Annotated in this window: 20 protein-coding genes and 5 tRNA genes; 2 read left to right on the forward strand and 23 right to left on the reverse strand. The window is 37.7% G+C overall.

The genetic code is table 11. The features are described 5' to 3' along the window. Window positions 1–422 precede the first annotated feature (422 nt). From rpoC to KRODI_RS01895, 23 genes are all read right to left on the reverse strand, one after another. Window positions 423–4,724 (reverse strand): DNA-directed RNA polymerase subunit beta', encoded by a 4,302-nt coding sequence (gene rpoC, locus KRODI_RS01785; RefSeq protein WP_013749857.1) that lies wholly within the window; start codon window positions 4,722–4,724, stop codon window positions 423–425. A 96-nt stretch (window positions 4,725–4,820) separates the two neighbouring features. Continuing rightward, window positions 4,821–8,642: a DNA-directed RNA polymerase subunit beta gene (gene rpoB / locus KRODI_RS01790; RefSeq protein ID WP_013749858.1), complete on the reverse strand. Its 3,822-nt coding sequence runs from the start codon at window positions 8,640–8,642 to the stop codon at window positions 4,821–4,823. A 194-nt stretch (window positions 8,643–8,836) separates the two neighbouring features. After that, a complete protein-coding gene (rplL, locus tag KRODI_RS01795; protein WP_013749859.1) occupies window positions 8,837–9,208 on the reverse strand; it encodes a 50S ribosomal protein L7/L12 in 372 nt (123 codons plus the stop codon). Window positions 9,209–9,264: 56 nt separating this feature from the next. Next, entirely contained in the window at window positions 9,265–9,786 is a 522-nt protein-coding gene (rplJ, locus tag KRODI_RS01800; RefSeq protein WP_013749860.1) for a 50S ribosomal protein L10, read from the reverse strand. Window positions 9,787–9,801: 15 nt separating this feature from the next. After that, entirely contained in the window at window positions 9,802–10,500 is a 699-nt protein-coding gene (gene rplA / locus KRODI_RS01805; protein WP_013749861.1) for a 50S ribosomal protein L1, read from the reverse strand. A 20-nt stretch (window positions 10,501–10,520) separates the two neighbouring features. After that, complete coding sequence (rplK, locus tag KRODI_RS01810; RefSeq protein WP_013749862.1) at window positions 10,521–10,961, reverse strand: 50S ribosomal protein L11; 441 nt, start codon at window positions 10,959–10,961, stop codon at window positions 10,521–10,523. An 81-nt stretch (window positions 10,962–11,042) separates the two neighbouring features. Continuing rightward, complete coding sequence (nusG, locus tag KRODI_RS01815; protein ID WP_013749863.1) at window positions 11,043–11,597, reverse strand: transcription termination/antitermination protein NusG; 555 nt, start codon at window positions 11,595–11,597, stop codon at window positions 11,043–11,045. Window positions 11,598–11,607: 10 nt separating this feature from the next. Then, window positions 11,608–11,811, reverse strand: a complete 204-nt coding sequence (secE, locus tag KRODI_RS01820; RefSeq protein WP_013749864.1) for a preprotein translocase subunit SecE — start codon at window positions 11,809–11,811, stop codon at window positions 11,608–11,610. A gap of 106 nt (window positions 11,812–11,917) precedes the next feature. Beyond that, a tRNA-Trp gene (locus tag KRODI_RS01825) sits at window positions 11,918–11,990 on the reverse strand. A 168-nt stretch (window positions 11,991–12,158) separates the two neighbouring features. Next, window positions 12,159–13,346, reverse strand: coding sequence for an elongation factor Tu (tuf, locus tag KRODI_RS01830; RefSeq protein ID WP_013749865.1), 1,188 nt, complete (start codon window positions 13,344–13,346; stop codon window positions 12,159–12,161). Between the two features lie 118 nt (window positions 13,347–13,464). After that, window positions 13,465–13,536 (reverse strand) — tRNA-Thr (locus tag KRODI_RS01835). 49 nt (window positions 13,537–13,585) lie between these two features. After that, window positions 13,586–13,658 (reverse strand) — tRNA-Gly (locus tag KRODI_RS01840). A gap of 43 nt (window positions 13,659–13,701) precedes the next feature. Next, window positions 13,702–13,783 (reverse strand) — tRNA-Tyr (locus tag KRODI_RS01845). Window positions 13,784–13,885: 102 nt separating this feature from the next. Next, window positions 13,886–13,959, reverse strand: a tRNA-Thr gene (locus KRODI_RS01850). A gap of 118 nt (window positions 13,960–14,077) precedes the next feature. Beyond that, complete coding sequence (locus KRODI_RS01855) at window positions 14,078–14,374, reverse strand: HPF/RaiA family ribosome-associated protein (RefSeq protein ID WP_013749866.1); 297 nt, start codon at window positions 14,372–14,374, stop codon at window positions 14,078–14,080. Window positions 14,375–14,443: 69 nt separating this feature from the next. Continuing rightward, window positions 14,444–15,331, reverse strand: coding sequence for a tyrosine-type recombinase/integrase (locus KRODI_RS01860; RefSeq protein ID WP_013749867.1), 888 nt, complete (start codon window positions 15,329–15,331; stop codon window positions 14,444–14,446). 157 nt (window positions 15,332–15,488) lie between these two features. Further along, entirely contained in the window at window positions 15,489–15,683 is a 195-nt protein-coding gene (gene rpsU, locus KRODI_RS01865) for a 30S ribosomal protein S21 (protein ID WP_013749868.1), read from the reverse strand. Between the two features lie 83 nt (window positions 15,684–15,766). Further along, a complete protein-coding gene (locus tag KRODI_RS01870) occupies window positions 15,767–16,951 on the reverse strand; it encodes an acyl-CoA dehydrogenase family protein (RefSeq protein WP_013749869.1) in 1,185 nt (394 codons plus the stop codon). Window positions 16,952–17,079: 128 nt separating this feature from the next. After that, the gene (locus tag KRODI_RS01875; protein ID WP_013749870.1) at window positions 17,080–17,961 is read right to left on the reverse strand and encodes a ComEA family DNA-binding protein; all 882 of its coding nucleotides are present in this window, start codon (window positions 17,959–17,961) and stop codon (window positions 17,080–17,082) included. An 11-nt stretch (window positions 17,962–17,972) separates the two neighbouring features. Beyond that, window positions 17,973–19,664 carry an alanine/glycine:cation symporter family protein gene (locus KRODI_RS01880; protein ID WP_013749871.1) on the reverse strand — a complete coding sequence of 564 codons (1,692 nt, stop codon included), beginning with the start codon at window positions 19,662–19,664 and terminating at the stop codon, window positions 17,973–17,975. Between the two features lie 96 nt (window positions 19,665–19,760). Further along, on the reverse strand, window positions 19,761–20,780 hold the full coding sequence (locus KRODI_RS01885) for a potassium channel family protein (RefSeq protein WP_013749872.1): 1,020 nt from the start codon (window positions 20,778–20,780) through the stop codon (window positions 19,761–19,763). Next, window positions 20,777–21,007 carry a hypothetical protein gene (locus tag KRODI_RS01890; RefSeq protein ID WP_013749873.1) on the reverse strand — a complete coding sequence of 77 codons (231 nt, stop codon included), beginning with the start codon at window positions 21,005–21,007 and terminating at the stop codon, window positions 20,777–20,779. Before KRODI_RS01890 ends, KRODI_RS01885 begins: the two co-directional genes overlap by 4 nt. Before the next feature lie 127 nt (window positions 21,008–21,134). After that, window positions 21,135–23,333, reverse strand: a complete 2,199-nt coding sequence (locus KRODI_RS01895) for a RecQ family ATP-dependent DNA helicase (RefSeq protein ID WP_013749874.1) — start codon at window positions 23,331–23,333, stop codon at window positions 21,135–21,137. An 87-nt stretch (window positions 23,334–23,420) separates the two neighbouring features. Here KRODI_RS01895 and KRODI_RS01900 point away from each other — a divergent pair, with 87 nt between their 5' ends. Both KRODI_RS01900 and tatC read left to right on the forward strand, forming a co-directional pair. Continuing rightward, window positions 23,421–24,386 carry an SIS domain-containing protein gene (locus KRODI_RS01900; protein ID WP_013749875.1) on the forward strand — a complete coding sequence of 322 codons (966 nt, stop codon included), beginning with the start codon at window positions 23,421–23,423 and terminating at the stop codon, window positions 24,384–24,386. Next, window positions 24,386–25,225 carry a twin-arginine translocase subunit TatC gene (tatC, locus tag KRODI_RS01905; RefSeq protein ID WP_013749876.1) on the forward strand — a complete coding sequence of 280 codons (840 nt, stop codon included), beginning with the start codon at window positions 24,386–24,388 and terminating at the stop codon, window positions 25,223–25,225. Before KRODI_RS01900 ends, tatC begins: the two co-directional genes overlap by 1 nt. Window positions 25,226–25,275: the final 50 nt, after the last annotated feature.

Here is a 25,275-nt window from a genome sequence, read left to right on the forward strand (position 1 = left end):
TAACAACGAAAGCATTAGATACGTCTAGTAGCGCCTAGATAAAAAAGTAAATAATTCCTTCATATTGCTCATTACACATTGAAATTCTTGCAGATCTTCTCAACTTTTCGGTGAGTGATTTGATAACAGGATTTTCACATTAAAATAGTAGCATTACTTCAAATAGTGGTAAATACTCATCACCATTTTCGATGTGAAAAATCATAGAAATCGTTCTAATGCAACTATAAATTATAAAAATAATTACGCTTTCGCGAAAGCGTAAATGATCTAATGCGCATTTCTCTTGACACGAAAAAACGAACATAATCTAAGCAATGATTAGTCATATAAAATACAAAACCCGCTCAGCGTTGCTGAACGGGTTTTAAACATTATTAAAGCTTTTGTTTCTTAAAAGATTAAAAAACTCAAACTATATACTAGTTGTAATTTACTTCTTGCTTTTCAGTCATCATATTCTCAAGATCTTCTTTGCTTCCTACGAGTATATTATCGTAACGACGCATTCCCGTTCCTGCTGGAATTTTATGACCTACAATTACATTCTCCTTAAGACCTTCTAAGTGATCAATCTTACCGCTTACAGCAGCTTCGTTTAATACTTTTGTTGTCTCTTGGAATGATGCTGCAGAGATAAATGACTTAGTCTGTAGCGATGCTCTTGTAATACCTTGAAGGATAGGAGAAGCTGTAGCTGGACTTACATCACGAGCTGTAACTTGATTCTTATCTTCTCTTCTAAGTAAAGAGTTTTCATCGCGAAGCTCACGTGGTGAAACGAGTTGACCTGGTTTAAGGCTCTCAGATTCTCCTGCGTCTTCTACGACTTTCATACCGTACATTGCATCATTTTCTTCAATGAAGTCTGCTTTGTGTACCAATTGATTCTCTAGGAAGATAGTATCTCCTGGATCTTGTATACGTACTTTACGCATCATCTGGCGCACAACAACTTCAAAGTGCTTATCGTTAATCTTCACCCCTTGTAGACGATATACTTCTTGTACTTCGTTTACTAGGTACTGCTGTACTGCAGACGGCCCTTTGATATTAAGAATATCATTAGGTGTCACAGATCCATCAGAAAGTGGCATACCTGCGCGTACATAATCATTTTCTTGAACTAGAATCTGATTAGATAACTTCACTAAGTACTTCTTGATTTCTCCAAGTTTAGACTCTACGATTATCTCACGGTTACCACGTTTGATTTTACCAAATGAAACCACACCGTCTATTTCAGACACTACTGCTGGGTTAGATGGGTTACGTGCTTCAAATAATTCAGTTACACGTGGAAGACCCCCTGTAATATCCCCAGCCTTTGCAGACCTACGAGGTATTTTTACAAGAATCTTACCTTCTTTAATTTTATCTCCATCATCAATCATAAGGTGAGCTCCTACTGGTAAGTTGTAAGAACGAAGCGCGTTTCCTTTGCTATCCTCAATAATCAATGTTGGTATCTTCTTCTTATCTCTAGATTCAGATATTACTTTTTCTTGGAAACCTGTTTGCTCATCTGTTTCTACACGGTATGTAATACCTTGCTCAATAGACTCAAACTTAATTTTTCCAGCAAATTCTGAAATAACTACACCGTTAAATGGATCCCACTTACAGATTACATCTCCAGCTTTCACTTTATCACCAGAGCTGGCAAATATTTGTGAACCGTAAGGAATTGTATTTGTACTTAATGTGATACCCGTTTTAGGATCAGATACTTTTGCTTCAGATGTACGAGAGATTACGATTTGAACATCGTTTCCTTCGTTATCTTGTCCAGTTACAGTCTTAAGATCTTCGATCTCAAGTAGTCCAGGGAATTTAGCTGTTACACTAGAATCCTCAGACACGCCTCCTGCTACCCCTCCTACGTGGAATGTACGAAGCGTAAGCTGTGTACCTGGTTCTCCAATAGATTGTGCTGCTACTACTCCTACAGCTTCACCCATTTGCACCGTTTTGTTAGTTGCTAGGTTACGACCGTAACATTTCACACAAATTCCTTTCGTAGCCTCACAAGTAAGCGCAGAACGAACCTCTACAGTTTCTATTGGTGCAGCACCTATAAGATCTGCTATATCTTCGTCTATCTCTGCTCCTGCTTCAACAATCACTTCGTTAGTAAGTGGGTTGATAACATCATTAAGAGATGTACGACCTATTATACGTGCACTTAGAGATTCAATAACCTCTTCGTTTTTCTTAAGAGCTGCTACTTCTACTCCTCTTAATGTACCACAATCTGTACTATTAATAATAACATCTTGTGATACATCTACAAGACGACGGGTTAAGTAACCTGCATCTGCCGTTTTTAAGGCTGTATCTGCAAGACCTTTACGAGCACCGTGTGTTGAGATAAAGTACTCAAGAATTGAAAGACCTTCCTTAAAGTTAGAAAGAATAGGGTTTTCAATAATAGCACCACCTCCATCGTTAGATTTTTTAGGTTTTGCCATAAGACCACGCATACCAGTAAGCTGACGTATCTGCTCCTTAGATCCACGTGCTCCAGAGTCAAGCATCATGTACACCGAGTTAAACCCTTGTTGATCCTCACGAATACGCTTCATAGAAAGCTCCGTGAGAGTCGCGTTTGTTGATGTCCATACATCAATAACTTGGTTATAACGCTCTGTGTTAGTAATAAGACCCATGTTATAAGATCCAGTAATACCTTCCACTTGCTCGTTTGCATCATCAATCATTTCCTGCTTCTCCTTCGGGATAATAATATCTCCAAGAGAGAACGATAGTCCACCGCGGAATGCAAATCCATAACCCATCGTTTTGATACGGTCAAGGAAATCTGCTGTTACAGGTACACTAGTCACTTTAAGAATCCCACCGATGATATCACGAAGAGACTTCTTAGTCAATACTTCGTTAATATATCCAGCAGCTTCTGGCACAGCTTCATTAAATAGCACACGACCTACAGTCGTCTCCATTACTTTATAAACAAGCTCTTTATTTTCATTAAAATCCTTAGCACGTATTTTAATGATAGCATTAATATCTACACGCTTTTCATTGTAGGCAATGTTTACCTCTTCTGCAGAATAGAAAGTGATTCCTTCTCCTTTTACGTGAAATTCTGGAGTCGATTTTCTGGCCTTTGTCATATAGTAAAGACCTAATACCATATCCTGAGAAGGTACTGCTACTGGAGCACCGTTTGCAGGGTTTAGGATATTATGAGAAGCAAGCATTAATAGCTGCGCCTCAAGTATCGCTTCAGGTCCCAATGGTAAGTGTACTGCCATCTGGTCACCGTCAAAATCGGCGTTAAATGCTGTACATACTAATGGGTGTAACTGTATTGCTTTACCTTCAATAAGTTTAGGCTGGAAGGCCTGTATACCTAGACGGTGAAGCGTAGGAGCACGGTTAAGGAGGATAGGGTGTCCTTTAAGAACATTCTCTAAAATATCCCAAACTACTGGCTCTTTTTTGTCTATTATTTTCTTTGCTGATTTTACTGTCTTTACAATCCCACGCTCAATAAGCTTACGGATTACAAATGGCTTATAAAGCTCTGCAGCCATTCCTTTAGGAATACCACATTCAAACAATTTAAGCTCAGGTCCAACAACAATTACAGAACGTGCTGAATAATCCACACGCTTACCAAGTAAGTTTTGACGAAAACGCCCTTGCTTACCTTTTAAAGAATCAGAAAGAGACTTTAATGGTCTGTTAGAATCTGTTTTAACTGCAGATGACTTACGAGTGTTATCAAAAAGTGAATCTACAGATTCCTGTAGCATACGCTTCTCGTTACGTAAAATTACCTCAGGAGCCTTGATTTCCATCAATCTCTTAAGACGGTTGTTACGTATAATTACACGACGATAGAGGTCATTTAAATCTGATGTTGCAAAGCGACCTCCATCTAGTGGCACTAGTGGGCGTAATTCTGGTGGAATTACTGGTACAACCTTCATAATCATCCACTCAGGTTGATTCTCACGATTCTTGTTTGAATCACGAAGTGCCTCTACAACTTGAAGACGTTTAAGCGCCTCCGTTTTACGTTGTTTAGACGTCTCATTATTTGCCTTGTGACGTAACTCATAAGAAAGCTCATCAAGATCAATTCTTTTAAGAAGGTCGATCAAACACTCAGCACCCATTTTGGCGATAAATTTGTTTGGATCCTCGTCATCAAGATATAGGTTTTCTTGAGGAAGACTATCAAGTATATTTAAATACTCCTCTTCTGTTAAGAAATCCATCTTGTTAAGCTCCTCACCTTCTTCACTCTTTGCAATACCTGGTTGTATAACCACATAACGCTCGTAGTAAATGATCATATCTAATTTCTTAGATGGAAGACCAAGTAAGTAACCTATTTTGTTAGGTAACGATCTAAAGTACCAAATGTGTGCAACAGGAACCACAAGATTAATGTGCCCCACGCGATCACGACGTACTTTCTTTTCTGTTACTTCAACACCACAACGATCACACACGATCCCTTTGTAGCGTATTCTTTTATATTTACCACAAGCACACTCATAGTCCTTTACAGGACCAAAAATACGCTCACAGAACAACCCGTCACGCTCTGGCTTGTGCGTACGGTAGTTTATTGTTTCCGGCTTTAAAACTTCTCCTCTTGATGCCCCTAGAATAGATTCTGGAGACGCAAGACCGATCGAGATAGCATTAAACTTCGGCTGTTGTACATTATCATTATTTCTTGCCATAATTCTGTATATGTCGAATTAATTATTGTTGTGAATGGTTATTGTTACGCTTTCGCGAAAGCGGAACCTCAAAAGACTCCGCTTTCCAAAAACCATTTACTTATTCTCTAGACGAATGTCTAGTCCCAGTCCTTTAAGCTCATGCATCAATACGTTGAAAGATTCAGGAAGTCCCGGCTCTGGCATAGGCTCTCCTTTTACAATACTTTCATACGTCTTAGCACGACCAATCACGTCATCAGATTTTACAGTTAAGATCTCACGCAATGTTGCCGAAGCTCCATATGCCTCAAGAGCCCAAACCTCCATTTCACCAAAACGCTGACCTCCAAACTGCGCCTTACCTCCAAGAGGTTGCTGCGTAATAAGAGAGTATGGTCCGATAGAACGCGCGTGCATCTTATCATCTACCATGTGTCCTAGTTTAAGCATATAGATAACTCCTACTGTTGCTGGTTGATCAAAACGATCTCCCGTACCTCCATCATATAAGTAAGTATGTCCAAAACGTGGAATACCCGCCTCATCAGTAAGTGCATTAATCTGATCTAATGTAGCTCCATCAAAAATAGGCGTCGCATACGTTCTTCCTAATTTTTGACCAGCCCATCCTAGTACCGTTTCATAAATCTGCCCGATGTTCATACGAGATGGTACACCAAGTGGGTTAAGAACGATATCTACTGGAGTTCCATCCTCAAGGAATGGCATATCTTCTTGACGAACGATACGAGCAACGATACCTTTGTTACCGTGACGTCCTGCCATTTTATCACCTACTTTAAGCTTACGTTTTTTGGCAATGTACACTTTTGCAAGTTTGATAATACCAGCTGGTAATTCATCTCCTACAGAAATTGTAAATTTCTCACGACGTAAGTTTCCTTGTAGATCGTTTTCTTTAATCTTATAGTTATGTAATAAATCTGCTATAAGTGTATTAGTCTTATCGTCTGTAGTCCAAGTACCTTGCGTAAGGTGCGTGTAATCTTCTACAGAGTTAAGCATCTTAAGAGTGAATTTCTTTCCTTTAGGAAGAACTTCCTCACCTAAATCATTCATAACACCTTGAGCAGTTTTACCGTTTACTAGCTTAAATAATTTTTCAATTACTACAGCTTGTAAATCATCAAACTTATCATCATACTCATTCTCAAGAACAGCGATATCTTCTTTATCCTTTGCACGCTTGCGCTTATCTTTTATTGCTCTTGCAAACAACTTCTTATTGATAACCACACCATGTAAAGAAGGTGAAGCTTTAAGAGAAGCATCTTTTACATCACCAGCTTTGTCTCCAAAGATTGCACGTAAAAGTTTTTCTTCTGGAGTAGGATCAGATTCTCCTTTTGGAGTAATCTTACCTATTAATATATCTCCAGGTTTTACCTCTGCTCCTATACGGATCATTCCGTGCTCATCAAGATCCTTAGTAGCTTCCTCAGAAACGTTAGGGATATCATTAGTAAGCTCTTCGTTTCCTAACTTAGTATCACGCACATCAAGAGAATACTCATCAATGTGAATAGAAGTAAAGATATCATCACGTACTACCTTTTCAGATATTACGATCGCATCCTCAAAGTTATATCCTTTCCAAGGCATGAAGGCAACCTTCATGTTACGTCCTAGTGCAAGCTCCCCTTTCTCGGTAGCATACCCTTGACATAATACTTGACCCTTTTCTACTCTATCACCTACTTTTACAATAGGCTTCAAGTTGATATTTGTTCCTTGGTTCGTTTTACGGAACTTAATAAGGTTATATGATTTAGAATCTTCGTCAAAACTAACTAGACGCTCATCTTCCGTACGATCATATTTGATAGTAATCATGTTTGCATCAACATACTCAACAGTACCCGCACCTTCTGCGTTAATAAGTACTCTAGAATCTGTAGCTACTTGACGTTCCAGACCTGTTCCCACGATAGGCGCATCTGCCATAATAAGTGGCACTGCCTGGCGCATCATGTTTGATCCCATCAATGCACGGTTTGCATCATCATGCTCCAAGAATGGAATAAGAGATGCAGATATAGAAGCAATCTGGTTAGGAGAGACATCTGCATAGTGTACGGTATCAGGATCTACAACTGGAAAATCTCCTTCCATACGTGCAATTACTTTTTCTTCAGTAATTGCCCCGCTATCATCCATCGGGTTGTTTGCTTGTGCAATTAACATCCCTTCTTCCTCCTCTGCACTTAAATAAAGTGGTTCAGATTTTAGATCGATTTTACCGTTTTCTACTTTTCTATATGGAGTCTCAATGAATCCCATGTTATTCACCTTTGCATATACTGCAAGAGATGAAATAAGACCAATGTTTGGTCCCTCTGGTGTTTCAATTGGACATAGTCTTCCGTAGTGTGTATAGTGAACATCACGTACCTCAAATCCAGCACGCTCACGAGATAGACCTCCAGGTCCAAGAGCAGAAAGACGACGCTTGTGCGTTATCTCTGCAAGAGGATTGGTTTGATCCATAAATTGTGATAACTGGTTTGTTCCAAAGAAAGAATTAATAACAGAAGACAATGTCTTTGCATTAATCAAGTCAATAGGGGTAAAAACTTCGTTATCACGAACGTTCATACGCTCACGAATAGTACGAGCCATACGTGCAAGACCTACACCAAATTGTGCAGATAATTGCTCCCCAACTGTACGTACACGACGGTTTGATAAGTGATCAATATCATCAATCTCTGCTTTTGCATTGATCAACTCAATTAAATACTTAATAATGGTAATAATATCAAGCTTAGTAAGCACTTGCTTATCCATCTCAATATCAAGACCTAGTTTTTTATTCATTCTGTAACGACCTACTTCACCTAAGTTATAGCGTTGGTCTGAGAAGAATAATTTATCAATAATACCACGTGCTGTTTCCTCATCTGGCGGCTCAGCATTACGTAGTTGTCTATAGATATGTTCAACAGCCTCTTTTTCTGAGTTTGTTGGATCCTTTTGTAGTGTATTATGGATAATCGCATAATCTGCTTGCTGATTATCTTCTTTGTGAAGTAATACAGTCTTAGCTCCAGCTTCAAGAATTTCTTCTACATGCTCTTTTTCTAATACGGTATCACGGTCAAGTACAATCTCGTTACGCTCGATAGAAACTACTTCACCAGTATCTTCATCTACGAAGTCTTCATGCCATGTGTTAAGAACACGCGCAGCAAGCTTACGACCTAAATATTTTTTTAATCCTGTTTTAGAAACTTTTACTTCTTCTGCAAGGTCAAAGATTTCAAGGATATCTTTATCTCTTTCAAAACCGATTGCACGGAAAAGTGTAGTAACAGGTAATTTCTTTTTACGATCGATATATGCGTACATAACGCTATTAATATCTGTCGCAAATTCTATCCAAGATCCTTTAAAAGGAATTACTCGGGCAGAATATAATTTTGTTCCATTTGCGTGGAACGATTGTCCAAAGAAAACTCCAGGTGAACGGTGTAGTTGAGAAACAACAACACGCTCTGCGCCATTGATCACAAATGTTCCGCTAGGAGTCATGTATGGAATTGTACCTAGATATACATCTTGTACAATAGTTTCAAAATCCTCGTGCTCTTCGTCAGTACAGTATAATTTTAGACGTGCTTTTAAAGGCACACTATATGTAAGACCACGTTCAATACACTCTTGAATAGAGTACCTTGGTGGGTCAACGAAATAATCTAAAAACTCGAGTACAAAGTTGTTACGAGTATCTGTAATTGGGAAGTTCTCGAGAAAAGTATTATAAAGACCCTCATCACCTCTCTCATCAGACTTTGTTTCCAGTTGGAAAAAATCTTGGAAAGACTTTACTTGAATATCCAAAAAGTCTGGATAATCAGGTCTATTCTTTACCGATGAGAAACTGATTCTTTCTCCTTGTTTTGCATCTTGCATCATCAACGAACGGAATTTGATTAGAACTAAACTTGCCCCTTAGCAAGTTTAAATATGATTTATTATGTACGATTAAAATCAAGTAAATATCGAGTTACAAAAAAGGTAACCATCTTATACGACAAATGGTTTAGGTATAATCGTACTCCCGAAGAAGTACAATTAACCTAAACCTTTATCTAGTTATTATGGTAAGCTTACTTAAGCTCAACCTCTGCACCAGCTTCTTCTAATTGAGCTTTAAGTGCTTCAGCTTCGTCTTTAGAAACACCTTCCTTAATAGGAGATGGTGCATTATCTACAAGCTCTTTTGCATCTTTAAGTCCAGCTCCAGTTAATTCTTTTACAAGTTTAACTACAGCAAGTTTAGAACTACCAGCAGCCTTAAGGATCACGTCAAATTCTGACTTTTCCTCAGCAGCTTCAGCTCCAGCTCCAGCTGGTCCAGCTACTACTGCAGCAGCAGCAGGCTCGATACCGTATTCATCTTTTAAAATAGTAGCTAACTCGTTTACTTCTTTTACTGTAAGGTTAACTAATTGTTCTGCGAAATCTTTTAAATCTGCCATTTTCTATCGTTTTTGAAAATTGTAATTGTTATATAATAAATAATAGTGCGTACTAATTATCCTTCCTTCTCAGAAAGGGTTTTGATAATACCTGCGAGTTTACCTCCACTTGACTTAAGAGCGCTAACAACGTTCTTAGCAGGTGACTGAAGCAATCCAACGATGTCTCCAATGAGTTCTTCTCTCGATTTGATATTTACCAGACTATCAAGTTGATCGTCCCCAACATAAATAGCTTCTTCAATAAATGCTCCTTTTAATAAAGGCTTATCAGATTTCTTACGAAATTCTTTAATAACCTTAGCAGGTGCATTACCCGTCTCGGCAAACATGATTGCAGTGTTTCCTTTTAATACATTTGGAAGTTCTGCAAAATCCTTATCTGATGCCTCCATTGCCTTTGACAGCAATGTGTTTTTAACTACTGCTAGACTAACTCCTGCTTTAAAACATGCACGACGTAAATTAGAAGTCGCACCTGCATCTAAACCAGATATATCTGCAAGATAAATATGTACATTATCCCCTAACTGCGCAGTTAAATCTTTAATTACTATTGATTTTTCTTCTCTTGTCATAATTTAAAATTTGAACTAGTCAGTAGCGAATCGCTTAGCATCTACCTCTACAGATGGGCTCATTGTACTTGACATAAAAATACTCTTTATGTAAACACCTTTTGCCGTAGTAGGTTTAAGCTTTACTAATGTTGTTATTAATTCTCTTGCGTTTCCTGCAATTTTCTCAGCATCAAAAGATGCTTTACCTACAGAAGCGTGAATGATACCAGTTTTATCAACCTTAAAGTCAATCTTACCTGCTTTTACATCAGATACTGCTTTTGCAATATCCATAGTAACTGTACCAGTCTTAGGGTTAGGCATTAAACCACGTGGCCCTAAGACACGTCCTAAAGGTCCTAATTTACCCATTACACTAGGCATAGTAATAATTACATCTACGTCTGTCCAACCACCTTTGATTTTCTCAAGGTACTCGTCTAGTCCTACGTAATCTGCACCAGCCTCTTGAGCCTCTGCAGCCTTGTCTGGAGTAACAAGTGCAAGCACCTTTACATCCTTACCAGTACCGTGAGGTAATGTAACCACTCCACGAACCATCTGGTTAGCTTTACGAGGGTCAACATTAAGACGTACAGCAATATCTACAGAAGGATCAAAGTTTACGTTACTTACTTCTTTAATTAAAGCAGAAGCATCAGCAAGATTGTAGGTTTGACCCGCTTCAATCTTAGTCTGATTTTCTTTTTGCTTTTTTGTTAATTTTGCCATTTTAATTTTGTTTTAAGCTGTTAAGCTGGAGCATCTCCACCTTTAACCGTTATTCCCATTGAACGAGCTGTACCAGCCACCATCTTCATTGCACTATCAATTGTAAATGCATTTAAATCAGGCATCTTGTCCTCTGCAATTGCACGTACTTGATCCCAAGTAACTTTTGCAACTTTCTTACGGTTAGGCTCACCAGAACCACTTTTAACTTTAGCTGCTTCCAATAATTGAACTGCTGCTGGAGGAGTTTTGATTACAAAATCAAAAGACTTATCCTTATAAACAGTTATCGCAACAGGAAGCACTTTACCAGCTTTATCTTGAGTTCTAGCATTAAACTGCTTACAGAACTCCATGATGTTTACACCGGCTGCACCTAAAGCAGGTCCTACTGGTGGAGAAGGATTTGCAGCCCCTCCACGTACTTGTAACTTAACAACCTTACTTACTTCTTTTGCCATTTCTAAAAATTTAAACAGACCTGTTCATAATGTGGAAGCATAGAACAAAATCTAAAATATATTAATGTAACAATTAATCTCTTATACTTTTTCCACTTGCATATAGCTAAGCTCTAACGGAGTTTTTCTTCCGAATATCTTTACCATCACCTCAAGCTTACGCTTTTCCTCATTCACTTTCTCCACCGTACCGTTAAATCCATTAAATGGACCATCAATCACCTTGATTGTCTCACCTATAGTGAAAGGTATAGATATACTGTCTTGCTTTACAGCAAGCTCATCTACCTTACCTAACATACGATTAACTTCAGACTTGCGCAATGGAACAGGATCCCCACCTTTAACCTCACCAAGGAAACCAATTACACCATTAATAGACTTAATAATGTGAGGAATTTCTCCGCCAAGATTAGCTTTAACCATTATATATCCCGGAAAATAAACACGCTCTTTGTTAACCTTTTTACCATTACGGATTTGGATAACTTTCTCAGTAGGCACTAACACCTCTTCAATACTATCCTCAAGATTTAAACGAGAAATTTCTTGCTCGATATACGCCTTTACTTTATTCTCTTGACCACTAACGGCCCTTACCACATACCACTGTTTCGTGTTACTTGTCTTAGCCATCTTGCTTGAATTAATTTGTTCCAACTACTTTATCAAAATATAACTTAATCACATTACTAAAAACGGTATCAACACCCCAAATAGCCAATGAAAAAATTATAGAAAACACAGCAACCACCACCATTAGACGTTGCGCTTCTGGAAGCGGCGTCCACGTTACGTGGTTTCTAAGCTCATTATATGATTCTTGAACGTAATTAATTAATCCAGCCATAATAGTTATTTCTTTCTAAACAAACACCTAGCAAGCGCCAAGATGTTCTAATGTTTTCAAAATATAAATTAGCTCAAAAAATTAATTTTAAAGCTAATTCAAGTTGCACGGGATGAGAGACTCGAACTCACGACACCTGGTTTTGGAGACCAGTGCTCTACCAACTGAGCTAATCCCGTATACTTTAAGTTTTGAATCTCAAATTTCAAAAGAAATTATCGTTATTATTCATAAACTTAGGACTTCAACAAGCAACACTTTCGCGAAAGCTAAATAGAACCCCTCTTAACAAAAGTCAAGGCGTCTTGCAAAACAAGACACCTTTACTTTTTATCTATAGACTAGAATTAATCTAATATCTCAGTTACCTGACCAGCTCCTACAGTTCTACCACCTTCACGGACAGCAAAACGAAGACCTAAGCTAAGTGCGATAGGCTGAATAAGCTCAACAGTAATAGTTAAGTTATCTCCAGGCATAACCATCTCAACTCCATCAGGAAGCATGATGTTACCAGTTACATCAGTTGTACGTACGTAAAACTGTGGACGGTAGTTATTGTGGAATGGAGTGTGACGTCCACCTTCTTCTTTCTTAAGGATGTAAACCTCAGCTTTAAACTTAGCGTGTGGTGTTACTGATCCTGGCTTAACAATTACCATTCCTCTAGAGATCATTGACTTCTCAATACCTCTTAAAAGGATACCAGCGTTATCTCCAGCCTCTCCTCTATCAAGGATCTGACGGAACATTTCAATACCAGTAATAGTAGATGTAAGTTTTTCTGCACCCATACCAATGATCTCAACAGGATCTCCAGTGTTTGCAATACCAGTTTCGATACGACCTGTAGCAACAGTTCCACGACCTGTAATAGAGAATACATCTTCTATTGGCATAAGGAAAGGCTTTTCAGTCTCACGAAGTGGCTCTTCAATCCAAGCATCAACAGCAGCCATAAGCTCTAATACCGTATCAACCCATTTTTGCTCACCGTTTAATGCTCCAAGAGCAGAACCAGCAATTACAGGACCGTTATCTCCATCATACTCGTAGAAAGAAAGAAGATCTCTGATCTCCATCTCTACAAGCTCAAGTAATTCTTCATCATCAACCATATCCACTTTATTCATGAATACAACGATACGAGGAATACCTACCTGACGACCAAGAAGGATGTGCTCACGTGTTTGTGGCATTGGACCATCTGTAGCAGCAACAACAAGTATAGCACCGTCCATTTGAGCAGCACCAGTTACCATATTCTTTACATAATCGGCGTGACCTGGACAATCAACGTGTGCATAGTGACGGTTTGCTGTCGCATACTCAACGTGTGAAGAGTTTATTGTTATACCTCTTTCTTTTTCCTCAGGAGCATTATCAATTTGATCAAAAGCAGAAGCTTCTGAATAACCCGCATCTGCCAATACTTTTGTAATCGCAGCTGTTAAAGTTGTTTTACCGTGATCTACGTGTCCGATAGTTCCAACATTTAAATGGGGTTTCGAACGATCGTATGTTTCCTTTGCCATAATGTAATTATTTAATCTTAGTTATTATTAGTGTACTAGTTTACTATTGATCGAATACCTTCTCATTTAAACACGAAAAGTGAGTGCGACCAGCACTCATTGTTATTAATTCTTTTTGAGCCAACGACGGGAATTGAACCCGTGGCCTCTTCCTTACCAAGGAAACGCTCTACCCCTGAGCTACGTCGGCGGATTTTTTTTACGCTTTCGCGAAAGCTCAACACCTCAAAGGCATTTAGAGCGGGAGACCAGGTTCGAACTGGCGACATTCAGCTTGGAAGGCTGACGCTCTACCAACTGAGCTACTCCCGCGTTTATAACCTCACTAACATAAGTGATAATGAAATTAAAGGTGTGGGGAGAGCAGGATTCGAACCTGCGAAGTTAAAAACAACTGAGTTACAGTCAGTCCTCGTTGGCCGCTTGAGTATCTCCCCATTGTATTGTCAAAATTCAGTGCGCAAAACTACGTATTAATTTTGAATAATAAAACAATATTTTAAAGAACTTTTTAACCTTTTTATTTCGGTTAAAAAAAGAGCCGATGGAGGGACTCGAACCCACGACCTGCTGATTACAAATCAGCTGCTCTAGCCAGCTGAGCTACATCGGCTTTTTACTTACATACACCTCTTTTAAGAGGCATAAAAAAGTCCGCTATTTCTAACGGACTGCGAAGATAACTAATTATTATACTTATCCAATTTTTTTTCAATAAAAAATCAAAAAAATTAAGACCTAATTTTCTCTTTTCTCTTCAAAAGCATCCTCTCCATAGACTGTACACACCCATCAGTAGCCTCTTCAAAAGACTTAGCCGTTTTCTTTACTATAAATTCATCCCCTGGAACACTGATTAATAGCTCGACAATTTTATTATTTGGCTTCACATTGGGCTCTAATTTTAAAAATACATCTGCGTGAATTATCTTATCATAAAAATGCTCAAGCTTTCCCACTTTTTTTTCAATGAATTCAATGAGTTTTACATCTGCATCAAATTTTGGCGCTTCTACAGTTACTTTCATAAGATTATATATTTAAAGTTCATAACTTAAACACCTACTTATAAGTGTTCTTTTACATTACGCCAATTATCATTTCTTATTGCGAGGATGCGCTTTAGAGTAAACATCTTTGAGGGCTTGCACACTATTATGAGTATAAACTTGCGTTGATGCAAGACTAGCATGTCCCAATAACTCTTTCACAATATTTAAATCTGCACCCTGATTAAGTAAATGTGTTGCAAACGAGTGTCTCAATATATGCGGACTCGTTTTTAACTTATCTGACGTCTCACTAAAGTAACGATTAATTATCCTGTACACAAGGGTGCTATAAATTTTAGCACCTTTATTAGTCACCAAGAGAGCATCTTCACCACTACTAGCTACAGAAGACCTAACAGCTATATACCTATCATAGGTAACAACCACACTAGAAAGCATAGGAACGATGCGCTCCTTATTACGTTTACCTATAATTTTTATGGTTTTCTGAACGACATCAATGCTCCCCACAGTCAGATCCACTAGCTCAGCACGTCTCATTCCAGTTGCATACAGAAGCTCCACTATTAATAAGTCTCTTAACGTTGCAAAATCATCAGCTTCCTTTAACCGATCAAAGACAGCTCCCACCTCTACTTCAGAAAATGGAATTTGTAGTCGCTTGGGAGTTTTTAATGATGTATGCTTCGCAAGTGGCGAAGCTTCTACCTCACCTATTTTAAGTAAAAATTTATAATAAGCCTTTAACGAAGATATCTTTCTATTGACCGTTCGGTTAGAAACGTCGTTATCAACAAGACTTACAATCCAAGATCGGATTTGCGCATAGTGAATATCTACTAGATTACTTTCATCAAAAGTTATTTTGACGAAAGCCAAAAACTCAAGCACATCTTTTTCATAAGCTATAACTGTATGCTTACTATAGTTTTTCTCAAGACTGAGATAATCAAGAAAAGAGACCAATGACATAAATAAGATAGATTATTAAAATTAACATATGTCTAAAATAAAAAACCGTTGCACTGTAAAGATAAACTTTACAACACAACGGTTTTATATGATTTAGAGAGGTTTAATCTCCCTGTTAATCCAGATCATGCTTTGCATGACAACGGATTAATAAATGCTAGATATTCTCTGCATCCCTCATCCCTTGGATGTACGATGCTTTTTGAATCTCACGTCTTCTTACTACAGAAGGCTTAGTAAACTGCTTACGCTCTCTAAGATTACGCATAGTTTTTGTGCGATCAAATTTACGCTTAAAACGTTTAAGCGCTCTATCTATATTTTCTCCGTCTTTTACTGGTATAATTAACATAGTGGGACCTCCTTTCTTTAAGTTCTTATTCGGTTTTCAGGCTGCAAATATACGTTTTAAAAGTAACCCTGCAACCCTATCCTTTAGTTTTTTGAAATTTCTTCTGACTTTGCTTTATAAGTCTTCTTATCGATCACCATTTTTGCAATGATTTCTCGCAGTATTTCTGAGGTACCACCACCTATAGGTCCTAGCCTACTGTCACGTAACATACGTGCAAGTGGATACTCTTCCATATAACCATAACCACCTAGCATCTGTAAACAGTCATAAATTACTTCATCTGCAATTTTTGTTGCAGTAAGTTTTGACATCGTCGCTTCTTTTACAACATACTCTCCCTTATTAAGGCGATATGCAATTGTATAATTAAAAGCTTTTGACATCTCTACCTCTGCTTGACGCTCTGCGAGTTTATGACGTAATGCTTGAAATTTATCAATAGTAACACCAAAGGCCATTCTCTCTTTCATGTAATCTAGTGCATACTCAATAGCATACTCTGCTCTCGCATGAGCATTTATACCCATAATAAGACGCTCTGAAGCAAAATGCTGCATGATGTACCCAAAACCTGCATTCTCTTCACCCATAAGATTTGCTACTGGTACTTTCACATTGTCAAATGCAATCTCTCCTGTATCTGATGCTCTCCACCCTAGCTTATCCAGCTTTGTAGCGCTTACACCCGGCATGTCTCTATCTAAAAGAAAGATACTCATCCCTTTCCCTCCTAATTCAGGAGCCGTCTTAGCTGCAACTATTAAATAATCTGAATACACACCATTTGTGATAAAGGTTTTAGAACCATTAATCACGTAATGATCTCCATCCTTCACAGCCGTAGTTCTCATTCCTGCAACATCACTTCCGCCAAAAGGCTCTGTGATACATAGACAACCTATTTTATCTCCAGCAATACTAGCTGTAAGATATTCAGATTTTATTCTTTCATCTCCCTCTACATTGAGGTGTGTCATTGCAAGATAAGCATGTGCCCATATAGCAGCTGCAAATCCGCCGCTGTTAATACGTTGTAGCTCCTCTAGTAAGATAACAGTATAGAAAAAATCAAGATTCATTCCTCCATAGGCCTCAGGGTAACTAATCCCAAAGAATCCCATGTCACCAAATTTCTTCCAGATAAAACGCTCTATCTGCCCTGTCTTTTCCCACTTATCAATATGCGGTACTACTTCTTTTTTGAGGAAATCTCTTAAGCTTTCGCGAAAAAGGTTATGCTCCTGCGTAAAATACATGTTTGTCATATTTAAAATTTCTTTTTCGATCCAATTATAAAAATTTTACAACTCTTAACAATCGGAAATCTCATTCTCTACGTAGTTCTTTAAAAAAAGAATAGTCACTAAGAATGTGATAATTATTTATAGCAATTTCAATCAATATGTAAATATAAACTTATTATATCATATTTAAAGTCTGTCATACCATCCAAATTTTTCAATTCTTCTATTGATTTGATCCCTTCTCTGAGAATTCGATAATCTACTATCTCTTTGGCAAGATCAAAATTAAGTAAAGGAACGGTAGATAAATCTGATGCGGTTGCCGTATTTACATTTACTAACCTAACCACTGGCTTTTCCTTTACAGTGTATTCATTAAGGATTGCACGTTTCACATTTTTATCAACACCAAACACACTGTAAAGCTGAAAATCTACTAGATATCCTCCAGTTTTATCACGATGTCTAAGTATTCTGGTCGCTATATCTTCATCTACACCATCAATAGCTATCAACTTTTCATAAGAGACACTATTGAGATCACCTTTTTCTTCGGCAGTTTTCCATTTATTTTTAAAACTAGATTTCTTTTTAGGAGATTTCTTTTGCTCTTCAATCCATTTCGGCCATTTAAAATAAGGCTCCATAACAGCAAGTAAAGAATCTGAGACTCCTGAGACTTTTTGAAACTGAGCGGTGGAGTCAAACCATTTCCCGCTTTCGCGAAAGCGTAACACTCTATCTATCTCCTCTGTGGTCATACCAAATTTGTAACCGTTGAAGTCTGTAAGCAATGCAGGGTTGAAAGGAAAAATCTTAGGCTTACGTTTTTCAAGCTCTATTACCTTAAGAGAATCTATCTCTTTCTGAAACGCAAAAACTTTAAGTTCTTCTTCTTTAGATATTATCGCTTCAGATTCTGGACTATAAAAAATGACGACGGCAGTACAAGCAATGATTATTGCCATAAAAAAGAAAATCCCATTCCTCTTACGTCTGTCGTAAATGAAATGGGATTTAAAACTTATCATACTATTAAGTGTTACTCTATAGCTTCCTCCTTAAGCTTAATAGCATTAAGGTATCTAGTTAATTGCTTTTTAACAACAGGGAATAGGAAGAATAGTCCTACCATGTTAGGGAATACCATTGCAAAAATCATTGCATCAGAGAATGCCCATATTGAGTTCATACTTGCAGATGCTCCTACAACTACAAAAGTTAAGAATAATAATTTGTATACTAAATCTGCAACCTTACCACGCCCGAAAAGGAATTTCCATGATTGTAGCCCGTAGTAAGACCATGAGATCATCGTTGACACTGCAAAGAGTACCACTGCAATTGTTAAGAATACATCAGAATAAGGAATATATTCTGCAAAAGCTTTTGCAGTAATACCAGCTCCTTCAAAAGATTCTCCATCTATCATTACCGCTCCTAGTCCATCACCTCCATACTGGAATGCTCCTCCAAAATTGAAAATAATAATCACAAGTGCAGTCATCGAACATATAAGTACTGTATCGATAAATGGCTCAAGTAAAGCAACTAGACCTTCACTTGCTGAGTATTTAGTACGTACTGCAGAGTGTGCAATAGATGCAGATCCTGCTCCAGCTTCATTTGAAAATGCTGCCCTTTTGAAACCTACTAATAATACTCCTATAAATCCTCCTACACCAATAGCTGTAGGGTTGAATGCTTCTTGAACTATAAGTGCAACCGCATCATCAATAAGACTAAAATTACTTAGAATTATATATAAACATGCAACCACATACATGATTGCCATAAAAGGCACTACTTTTTCTGTTACTTGAGCGATACGCTTGATACCACCTATAATGATAATACCCACAACTAGAGCAAGTACAATGCCTACAATAAATCCTGAGGCTGCACTCGTCATGTTAAACATCTCCTTAAGAACAATAGTAGCTTGGTTAGATTGAGCTGCGTTACCACCTCCAAATGAACCACCTATACAGAAAATTGCAAAAATTACTGCTGCAATCTTACCTATTGTAGCAAATCCTCGCGCCTTTAAACCTTTAGTAAGATAATACATAGGACCACCATATACTGTACCGTCCTCTCCCACATCTCTATACTGAACACCTAACGTACATTCTACAAACTTAGTAGACATTCCTAAGAGACCACAAACTATCATCCAGAATGTAGCTCCCGGACCACCCAATGCGATAGCAAGGGCAACACCAGCAATATTACCATTACCTACAGTTCCAGATACCGCAGTGGCTAGTGCTTGGAAGTGAGAAACTTCTCCTGCAGAACTCTCATCTCTTATTGTGTCTACAATGTCTCCATCAATAGCCAGGCTATCATCCACCTCTAGATTTTCAATGTGCTCTTCAATATCAACCTTAGACAAATCTTGTCCTTGTGCAATACCATCTTCACCATAAAGCTCTGAAGCCCCATGCTTTTCGATATCTTCATATTTACCGCGTACTGTTTGAATTGCTCTCCAAAAGAATCGAATGTTTGGAAATCCAAAATAAATCGTAAAAAAAGCGGCACTCGCCACTAATAAAATAAGAACAAAAGGTGTTCCTGCAACTTCAAAAAATACAAGTGCCGAAAAGAAATCTGAAACGGGTTGAAATGCTTGGTCAATTTTCTGGTCAATTCCTACTTCTTGAGTTTCTTGTGCAAATGAAAGCAGCGGGATAAAAACAGAAAGAATGAATAAAAGGTATTTCTTCATTAGTATGGATATATTAAGTTATTGTAATTTCAGCTAGCAATATCCAAAAAAATGCCCCTTATTCAAAGGAAACTATCTTAAAATCCTTAACAATATTTAAATACCAAAAGTCTCGTGCAATCTTTTGATTTGTTCAGGGCGCCCTATGACTATTAATTTTGACTCCTTCTCAAGGCGCATATCTGCTTCTGGATTAACAACATACTTCCCAGATGGAGATCTATAACCTATAATTGTACAGCCTGTCTTATAACGCAAATCGATTTCCTTAATACTTGCCTCATTGCCATCTGCACAAATTTGATCAAAGCTTATTTCTTCAACATTTATGCTATCTTCCTCCCCCACTACAGATAAATTATCTAAAAATTCGATAAGATCAGGCACAACAACAAGCGATGCCATATGATCTCCACCTATTTTATCAGGCATAATTACATTGTCGGCTCCTGCAAGTTTTAGTTTCTTCTGTGAAGTCTCGGCGGTTGCTCTACTTATAATCTTAAGTTTACTATTAAGTTGACGTGCACTCAGCACGATAAAGAGATTATCTGCATCCTCAGGCAAGGCACATAATAGTGCAGATGCCTTAGTGATTCCGGCTTTTTCCAATATTTCGTCTTCATTTGCATTGCCATATACAAAATGGATATTCTTGTCCATTTCAAAACGCTCAATAATATCCAAATCCATCTCAATAACCACAAATTGTTTATTGTAAGCCATGAGTTTTCGCACTGCTTCTTGTCCATTACGTCCATAACCACACACAATTATGTGATCTGTCATTTTATCAATTTCTTGCTGCACCTTTTTATGTATTAAATCTTTATAAGAACTCTTACTTATTATGTACTCCGAAATCACTGTCAAAGCATAACCTACAATTACAACACTTAATAGAATAAGTATTACTGTAAAAATCTTTGCTTCAGGCGTGAGTGGTATCACTTCTCCAAAACCTACGGTCGTTATAGTAATTACTGTCATATAAACAGCATCTACCCAATTATAGTCTGCAATAAAACGATAGCCAACAACTCCTAAAAGTAACGTCGTCACTAGGAGTACTATAGCTAGATAAATTTTATTTTTAAAGAAGGAAAACAAATTCATAGGTCAAAAACAGAAGTACGCTTTGTATAAATAAGATCCTTTAATTTAAGCCAAAACGCTACTGTAAGATACAATGCAAAGCCTACTCCTAATGTTGCAAATGACACATATATAAAAAACAGTCTCACATTCTTTGCCCGCATCCCTAGACGGTCTGCAAGTCTAGAGGAAACGTAAAATCCACGTTTCTCGAAATAATGCCGTATATCGTAAACTAATTTCAACATGATATGAAGGTTTTAAATACTGGATATTCGATCTTTCCTTTTTGGAACACAATACGTATAAGAATTTAAATAAAGTACGCTTTCGCGAAAGCATACCCAAGATTACAAAAACCTCTGTAGCTATTTTCTAATTTGCCACCTCACTCATAAATTTGATCCTATACAAACGAAGCTCCTCGTCTTCATAATCACCATCAAATTCTTCCATTGCAACTTCGATTTTATCTGTCTCTGCCTCCATAAAGTAATCATGAAGCTCCTCTTGTTGATCTTCGTCAAGTATGTCGTTAATCCAGTAATCTATATTAAGACGTGTACCGCTGAAAACGATTGCCTCCATCTCTTTAATAAAGTCTACCATATCCTTACCTTTTGCAGAGGCGAGGTCATCCAATGGTAATTTGCGATCTACGTTTTGGATAATGTATAATTTTAATCCACTATTTGCTCCTGTACTTTTTACAACGAGATCGTCTGGTCTTAAAATTTCATTATCAGAAACATATCTATCGATGAGCGCTACAAATTCTTTTCCGTATTTCTTTGCTTTACCATCACCTACTCCATGTACATTACCAAGTTCTTCTACGCTTACAGGGTATTTAATAGACATATCTTCTAGTGAAGGGTCTTGAAAAACCACAAATGGTGGCACATCAAGCTTCTTTGCTACTTTTTTTCGCAAGTCTTTGAGCATTTCTAGGAGCTTCTTATCGGCTCCAGCTCCTGCTTTTTGAGCAGATACTATTGCATTATCAGTATTTGCATCAAATACATGATCATCTGTCATCATAAATGAGACAGGGTTCTCTATATAATCTAGACCTTGTGGTGTCATTTTTACAACGCCATAAGTCTCAATATCCTTCTTTATATATCCAGCAACGAGAGCTTGACGTATAAGGGCAAACCAGTATTCCTTTTTCTGGTCATGACCTATACCGAAAAATGGCTGCTCATGAGTTTTATGCGAACTAATAATAGCATTTTCCTTTCCTCTTAACGTAAGAACAATCTCTTTACTTTTATAGATCTCGTTAGTATCTCGTATTACAGATAACACTTTTACAAGTTCCTCTTTTGCCTCATGTTGATTTTTAGGATTACGCATGTTATCATCAAGCATGCCTCCTTCTCCAGTAATATTATCAAACTCTTCTCCAAAATAGTGAAGTATAAATTTACGCCTAGACATACTAGTTTCTGCAAAAGCTACTACTTCTTGAAGTAAGGCATGACCTATTTCCTGTTCGGCAATGGGCTTGCCACTCATGAATTTCTCAAGCTTCTCTATGTCCTTATATGCATAAAAAGCAAGACAATGTCCTTCTCCTCCATCTCTTCCCGCTCTACCAGTTTCTTGATAGTAGCTCTCTATACTTTTAGGAATGTCATGATGTATAACAAATCTTACATCTGGCTTATCAATTCCCATCCCAAAAGCTATGGTAGCAACTACCACATCTACATCTTCCATCAAGAACATATCTTGATGTCTCACTCGTGTTTTTGCATCGAGTCCTGCATGATATGGTACCGCTTTAAGTCCGTTTACTTGCAATGTTTGCGCTAACTCCTCTACACGCTTACGTGCGAGGCAATATATAATACCACTCTTACCTTCATTTTGCTTTACAAAACGAATAATATCTGCATCTACTTGTGCCGTTTTAGGTCGTACCTCGTAATATAGATTAGGCCTATTAAATGACGCCTTAAAAGTATTTGCATCTGTAATCCCTAAGTTTTTAAGAATATCCTCTTGTACTTTTGGAGTAGCAGTAGCTGTTACCGCTATAATTGGGATATTATCACCTATTCTACCTATAATCTTACGTAAATTACGGTATTCTGGTCTAAAATCATGTCCCCACTCTGAGATACAGTGCGCTTCATCTATAGCCAAAAAAGAAACAGTAACTCCCCTTAAAAACTCAACATTTTCTTCTTTAGTAAGTGACTCGGGAGCCACGTACAAGAGTTTTGTCACTCCTCTAGTGATATCTTCTTTTACTTTTTTTATCTCTCCTTTAGTGAGCGAACTGTTAAGTACATGAGCTATTCCCTCTTCTTGTGAGATACCTCTAAGTGCATCTACTTGGTTTTTCATTAATGCTATAAGTGGCGATACCACAATAGCAGTACCCTCTGCAATAAGTGCAGGTAACTGATAACATAATGATTTTCCACCTCCTGTGGGCATAATCACAAAACTGTGATTACCACCTACGATGCTTCTTATAACTTCTTCCTGCAGACCCTTGAACTGACTAAAGCCAAAATATCTTTTAAGTTCTTCGTGTAAGTCTATTTGCCTTGTCCCCATATGTATTCAAATACATTTTTACATACCTTTGTGTTTTCTAAAGATAGTAATTTCCGCACGTTAAACAAATCTTAACAAAACCCAGTTTTGAACAACTTCCAGCAAATCATTGCTAGCGCACAGAAAACCATTCATATTGAGCAAACTGCGATTGCAAATCTCAGTTCATTAATAGACGAAGAATTTGCTCAAGCAGTACAAGCCATCTATAAATCTAAGGGCAGAGTGGTCATTACTGGCATAGGCAAGAGCGCAATTATTGCTCAAAAAATCGTTGCTACCTTAAATAGTACAGGAACTCCTGCACTATTTATGCATGCAGCAGATGCTATTCATGGAGATTTAGGAAGCATTTTAATAGATGATATTGTAATCTGCATATCAAAAAGCGGAAACACCCCAGAGATTAAAGTCCTTGTACCTCTTATTAAAAAGACAGAAAATACGCTCATCGCAATTACTGCAAACAGAGATTCCTTTTTAGGTAAAGAAGCAGACTATATTTTACATGCAAACACAGAAGAAGAAGCATGCCCTAATAATCTCGCACCTACCACAAGCACCACTGTACAGCTCGTGCTAGGTGATGCTGTAGCTGTTGCTTTGCTAGATTTGAGAGGATTTACAGAAAGTGATTTTGCAAGATACCATCCAGGTGGCTCGCTAGGCAAGAGATTGTACCTTACTGTTCACGATATTTGCGCTACTCATGAAAACCCACAAGTAACTCCCGACGCAAGTATCAAAGAGGTTATTATTGAGATTACCAATAAAATGCTAGGCGTAACCGCTGTTGTGCTCAACGGAGTTATCCAAGGAATTATAACCGACGGCGACCTGCGTCGCATGCTCTCAAAAAATGATTCACTTGACGGTCTCACCGCTGCCGCAATCATGAGTGCTACACCAAAAACTGTACGTCATGATGCTATGGCGATTGATGCAAAAGAAATTTTAGAAGCACATAATATTACCCAGTTATTAGTTGAAAAAGATGGAAACTATGCTGGCGTGGTGCACATACACGATCTTATAAAAGAAGGAATCGCATAATGGCAAAAAAAGTAAAAAAACATCCAGATGAGATGTCCTTCCTTGACCACTTGGAAGAATTGAGATGGCACTTAATAAGAGCTACCCTTGCTGTAGTTATAATAGGTACCGTTGCTTTTATATTTAAAGGAACTCTTTTTGAAATTATTTTTGGACCTCAAAATCCAGACTTCGTGTCTTATGACATACTCTGTAAAATCTCCCAATTTTTTGGAGCAGAAAAAGGATGTATTGCAGATGGCGATATGGACTTTATCATCCAGAGTAGAAAAGTAGCTGGCCAGTTTAGCGCAGCTATATGGACTTCTATCATGGCAGGAGTTGTAATAGGCTTTCCATATATACTGTATGAATTTTGGAAATTTATATCTCCAGGACTCTATGAAAATGAGCGTAAATCTAGTAAGGGCTTTATTGTAGTTGCTTCCCTACTTTTCTTTTTAGGAGCAGCATTTGGATATTTTGTTGTAGCTCCTTTATCCATTAATTTTTTGGCAACTTTCAAGATATCTGACGCGGTTCAAAATGAATTTGATATCGATTCTTTTATAGGACTTGTAAGAGCATCCGTGCTAGCATCTGGATTAATATTTGAACTACCTATCATTATGTACTTCCTTACTAAAATAGGGCTTGTCACTCCAGAATTCCTTAAAAAGAATCGCAAGTACGCATTAGTTATTGTATTAATTTTGGCGGCAATTATAACGCCTCCAGATATTTCAACGCAAGTAATCGTTGCCGTACCTATCATTATATTATATGAAGTAAGTATTTTTATTTCTAGAGGTGTTATCAGAAGAGAAAAACGCCGACTCAAGAAACAAGGACTTGCATAATATCACTTAAGTAACATTTAATTTTTTAACGCTTTCGCGAAAGCGTAAAA

The organism is Dokdonia sp. 4H-3-7-5, from assembly GCF_000212355.1.
GTDB lineage: Bacteria > Bacteroidota > Bacteroidia > Flavobacteriales > Flavobacteriaceae > Dokdonia.

What these genes read in the sequence shown, in the direction of transcription:
- rpoC (WP_013749857.1), bottom strand. Translation starts at nt 4,724, where the DNA reads ATGGCAAGAAATAATGATAATGTACAACAGCCGAAGTTTAATGCTATC.
- rpoB (WP_013749858.1), bottom strand. Translation starts at nt 8,642, where the DNA reads ATGATGCAAGATGCAAAACAAGGAGAAAGAATCAGTTTCTCATCGGTA.
- rplL (WP_013749859.1), bottom strand. Translation starts at nt 9,208, where the DNA reads ATGGCAGATTTAAAAGATTTCGCAGAACAATTAGTTAACCTTACAGTA.
- rplJ (WP_013749860.1), bottom strand. Translation starts at nt 9,786, where the DNA reads ATGACAAGAGAAGAAAAATCAATAGTAATTAAAGATTTAACTGCGCAG.
- rplA (WP_013749861.1), bottom strand. Translation starts at nt 10,500, where the DNA reads ATGGCAAAATTAACAAAAAAGCAAAAAGAAAATCAGACTAAGATTGAA.
- rplK (WP_013749862.1), bottom strand. Translation starts at nt 10,961, where the DNA reads ATGGCAAAAGAAGTAAGTAAGGTTGTTAAGTTACAAGTACGTGGAGGG.
- nusG (WP_013749863.1), bottom strand. Translation starts at nt 11,597, where the DNA reads ATGGCTAAGACAAGTAACACGAAACAGTGGTATGTGGTAAGGGCCGTT.
- secE (WP_013749864.1), bottom strand. Translation starts at nt 11,811, where the DNA reads ATGGCTGGATTAATTAATTACGTTCAAGAATCATATAATGAGCTTAGA.
- tuf (WP_013749865.1), bottom strand. Translation starts at nt 13,346, where the DNA reads ATGGCAAAGGAAACATACGATCGTTCGAAACCCCATTTAAATGTTGGA.
- KRODI_RS01855 (WP_013749866.1), bottom strand. Translation starts at nt 14,374, where the DNA reads ATGAAAGTAACTGTAGAAGCGCCAAAATTTGATGCAGATGTAAAACTC.
- KRODI_RS01860 (WP_013749867.1), bottom strand. Translation starts at nt 15,331, where the DNA reads ATGTCATTGGTCTCTTTTCTTGATTATCTCAGTCTTGAGAAAAACTAT.
- rpsU (WP_013749868.1), bottom strand. Translation starts at nt 15,683, where the DNA reads ATGTTAATTATACCAGTAAAAGACGGAGAAAATATAGATAGAGCGCTT.
- KRODI_RS01870 (WP_013749869.1), bottom strand. Translation starts at nt 16,951, where the DNA reads ATGACAAACATGTATTTTACGCAGGAGCATAACCTTTTTCGCGAAAGC.
- KRODI_RS01875 (WP_013749870.1), bottom strand. Translation starts at nt 17,961, where the DNA reads ATGATAAGTTTTAAATCCCATTTCATTTACGACAGACGTAAGAGGAAT.
- KRODI_RS01880 (WP_013749871.1), bottom strand. Translation starts at nt 19,664, where the DNA reads ATGAAGAAATACCTTTTATTCATTCTTTCTGTTTTTATCCCGCTGCTT.
- KRODI_RS01885 (WP_013749872.1), bottom strand. Translation starts at nt 20,780, where the DNA reads ATGAATTTGTTTTCCTTCTTTAAAAATAAAATTTATCTAGCTATAGTA.
- KRODI_RS01890 (WP_013749873.1), bottom strand. Translation starts at nt 21,007, where the DNA reads ATGTTGAAATTAGTTTACGATATACGGCATTATTTCGAGAAACGTGGA.
- KRODI_RS01895 (WP_013749874.1), bottom strand. Translation starts at nt 23,333, where the DNA reads ATGGGGACAAGGCAAATAGACTTACACGAAGAACTTAAAAGATATTTT.
- tatC (WP_013749876.1), top strand. Translation starts at nt 24,386, where the DNA reads ATGGCAAAAAAAGTAAAAAAACATCCAGATGAGATGTCCTTCCTTGAC.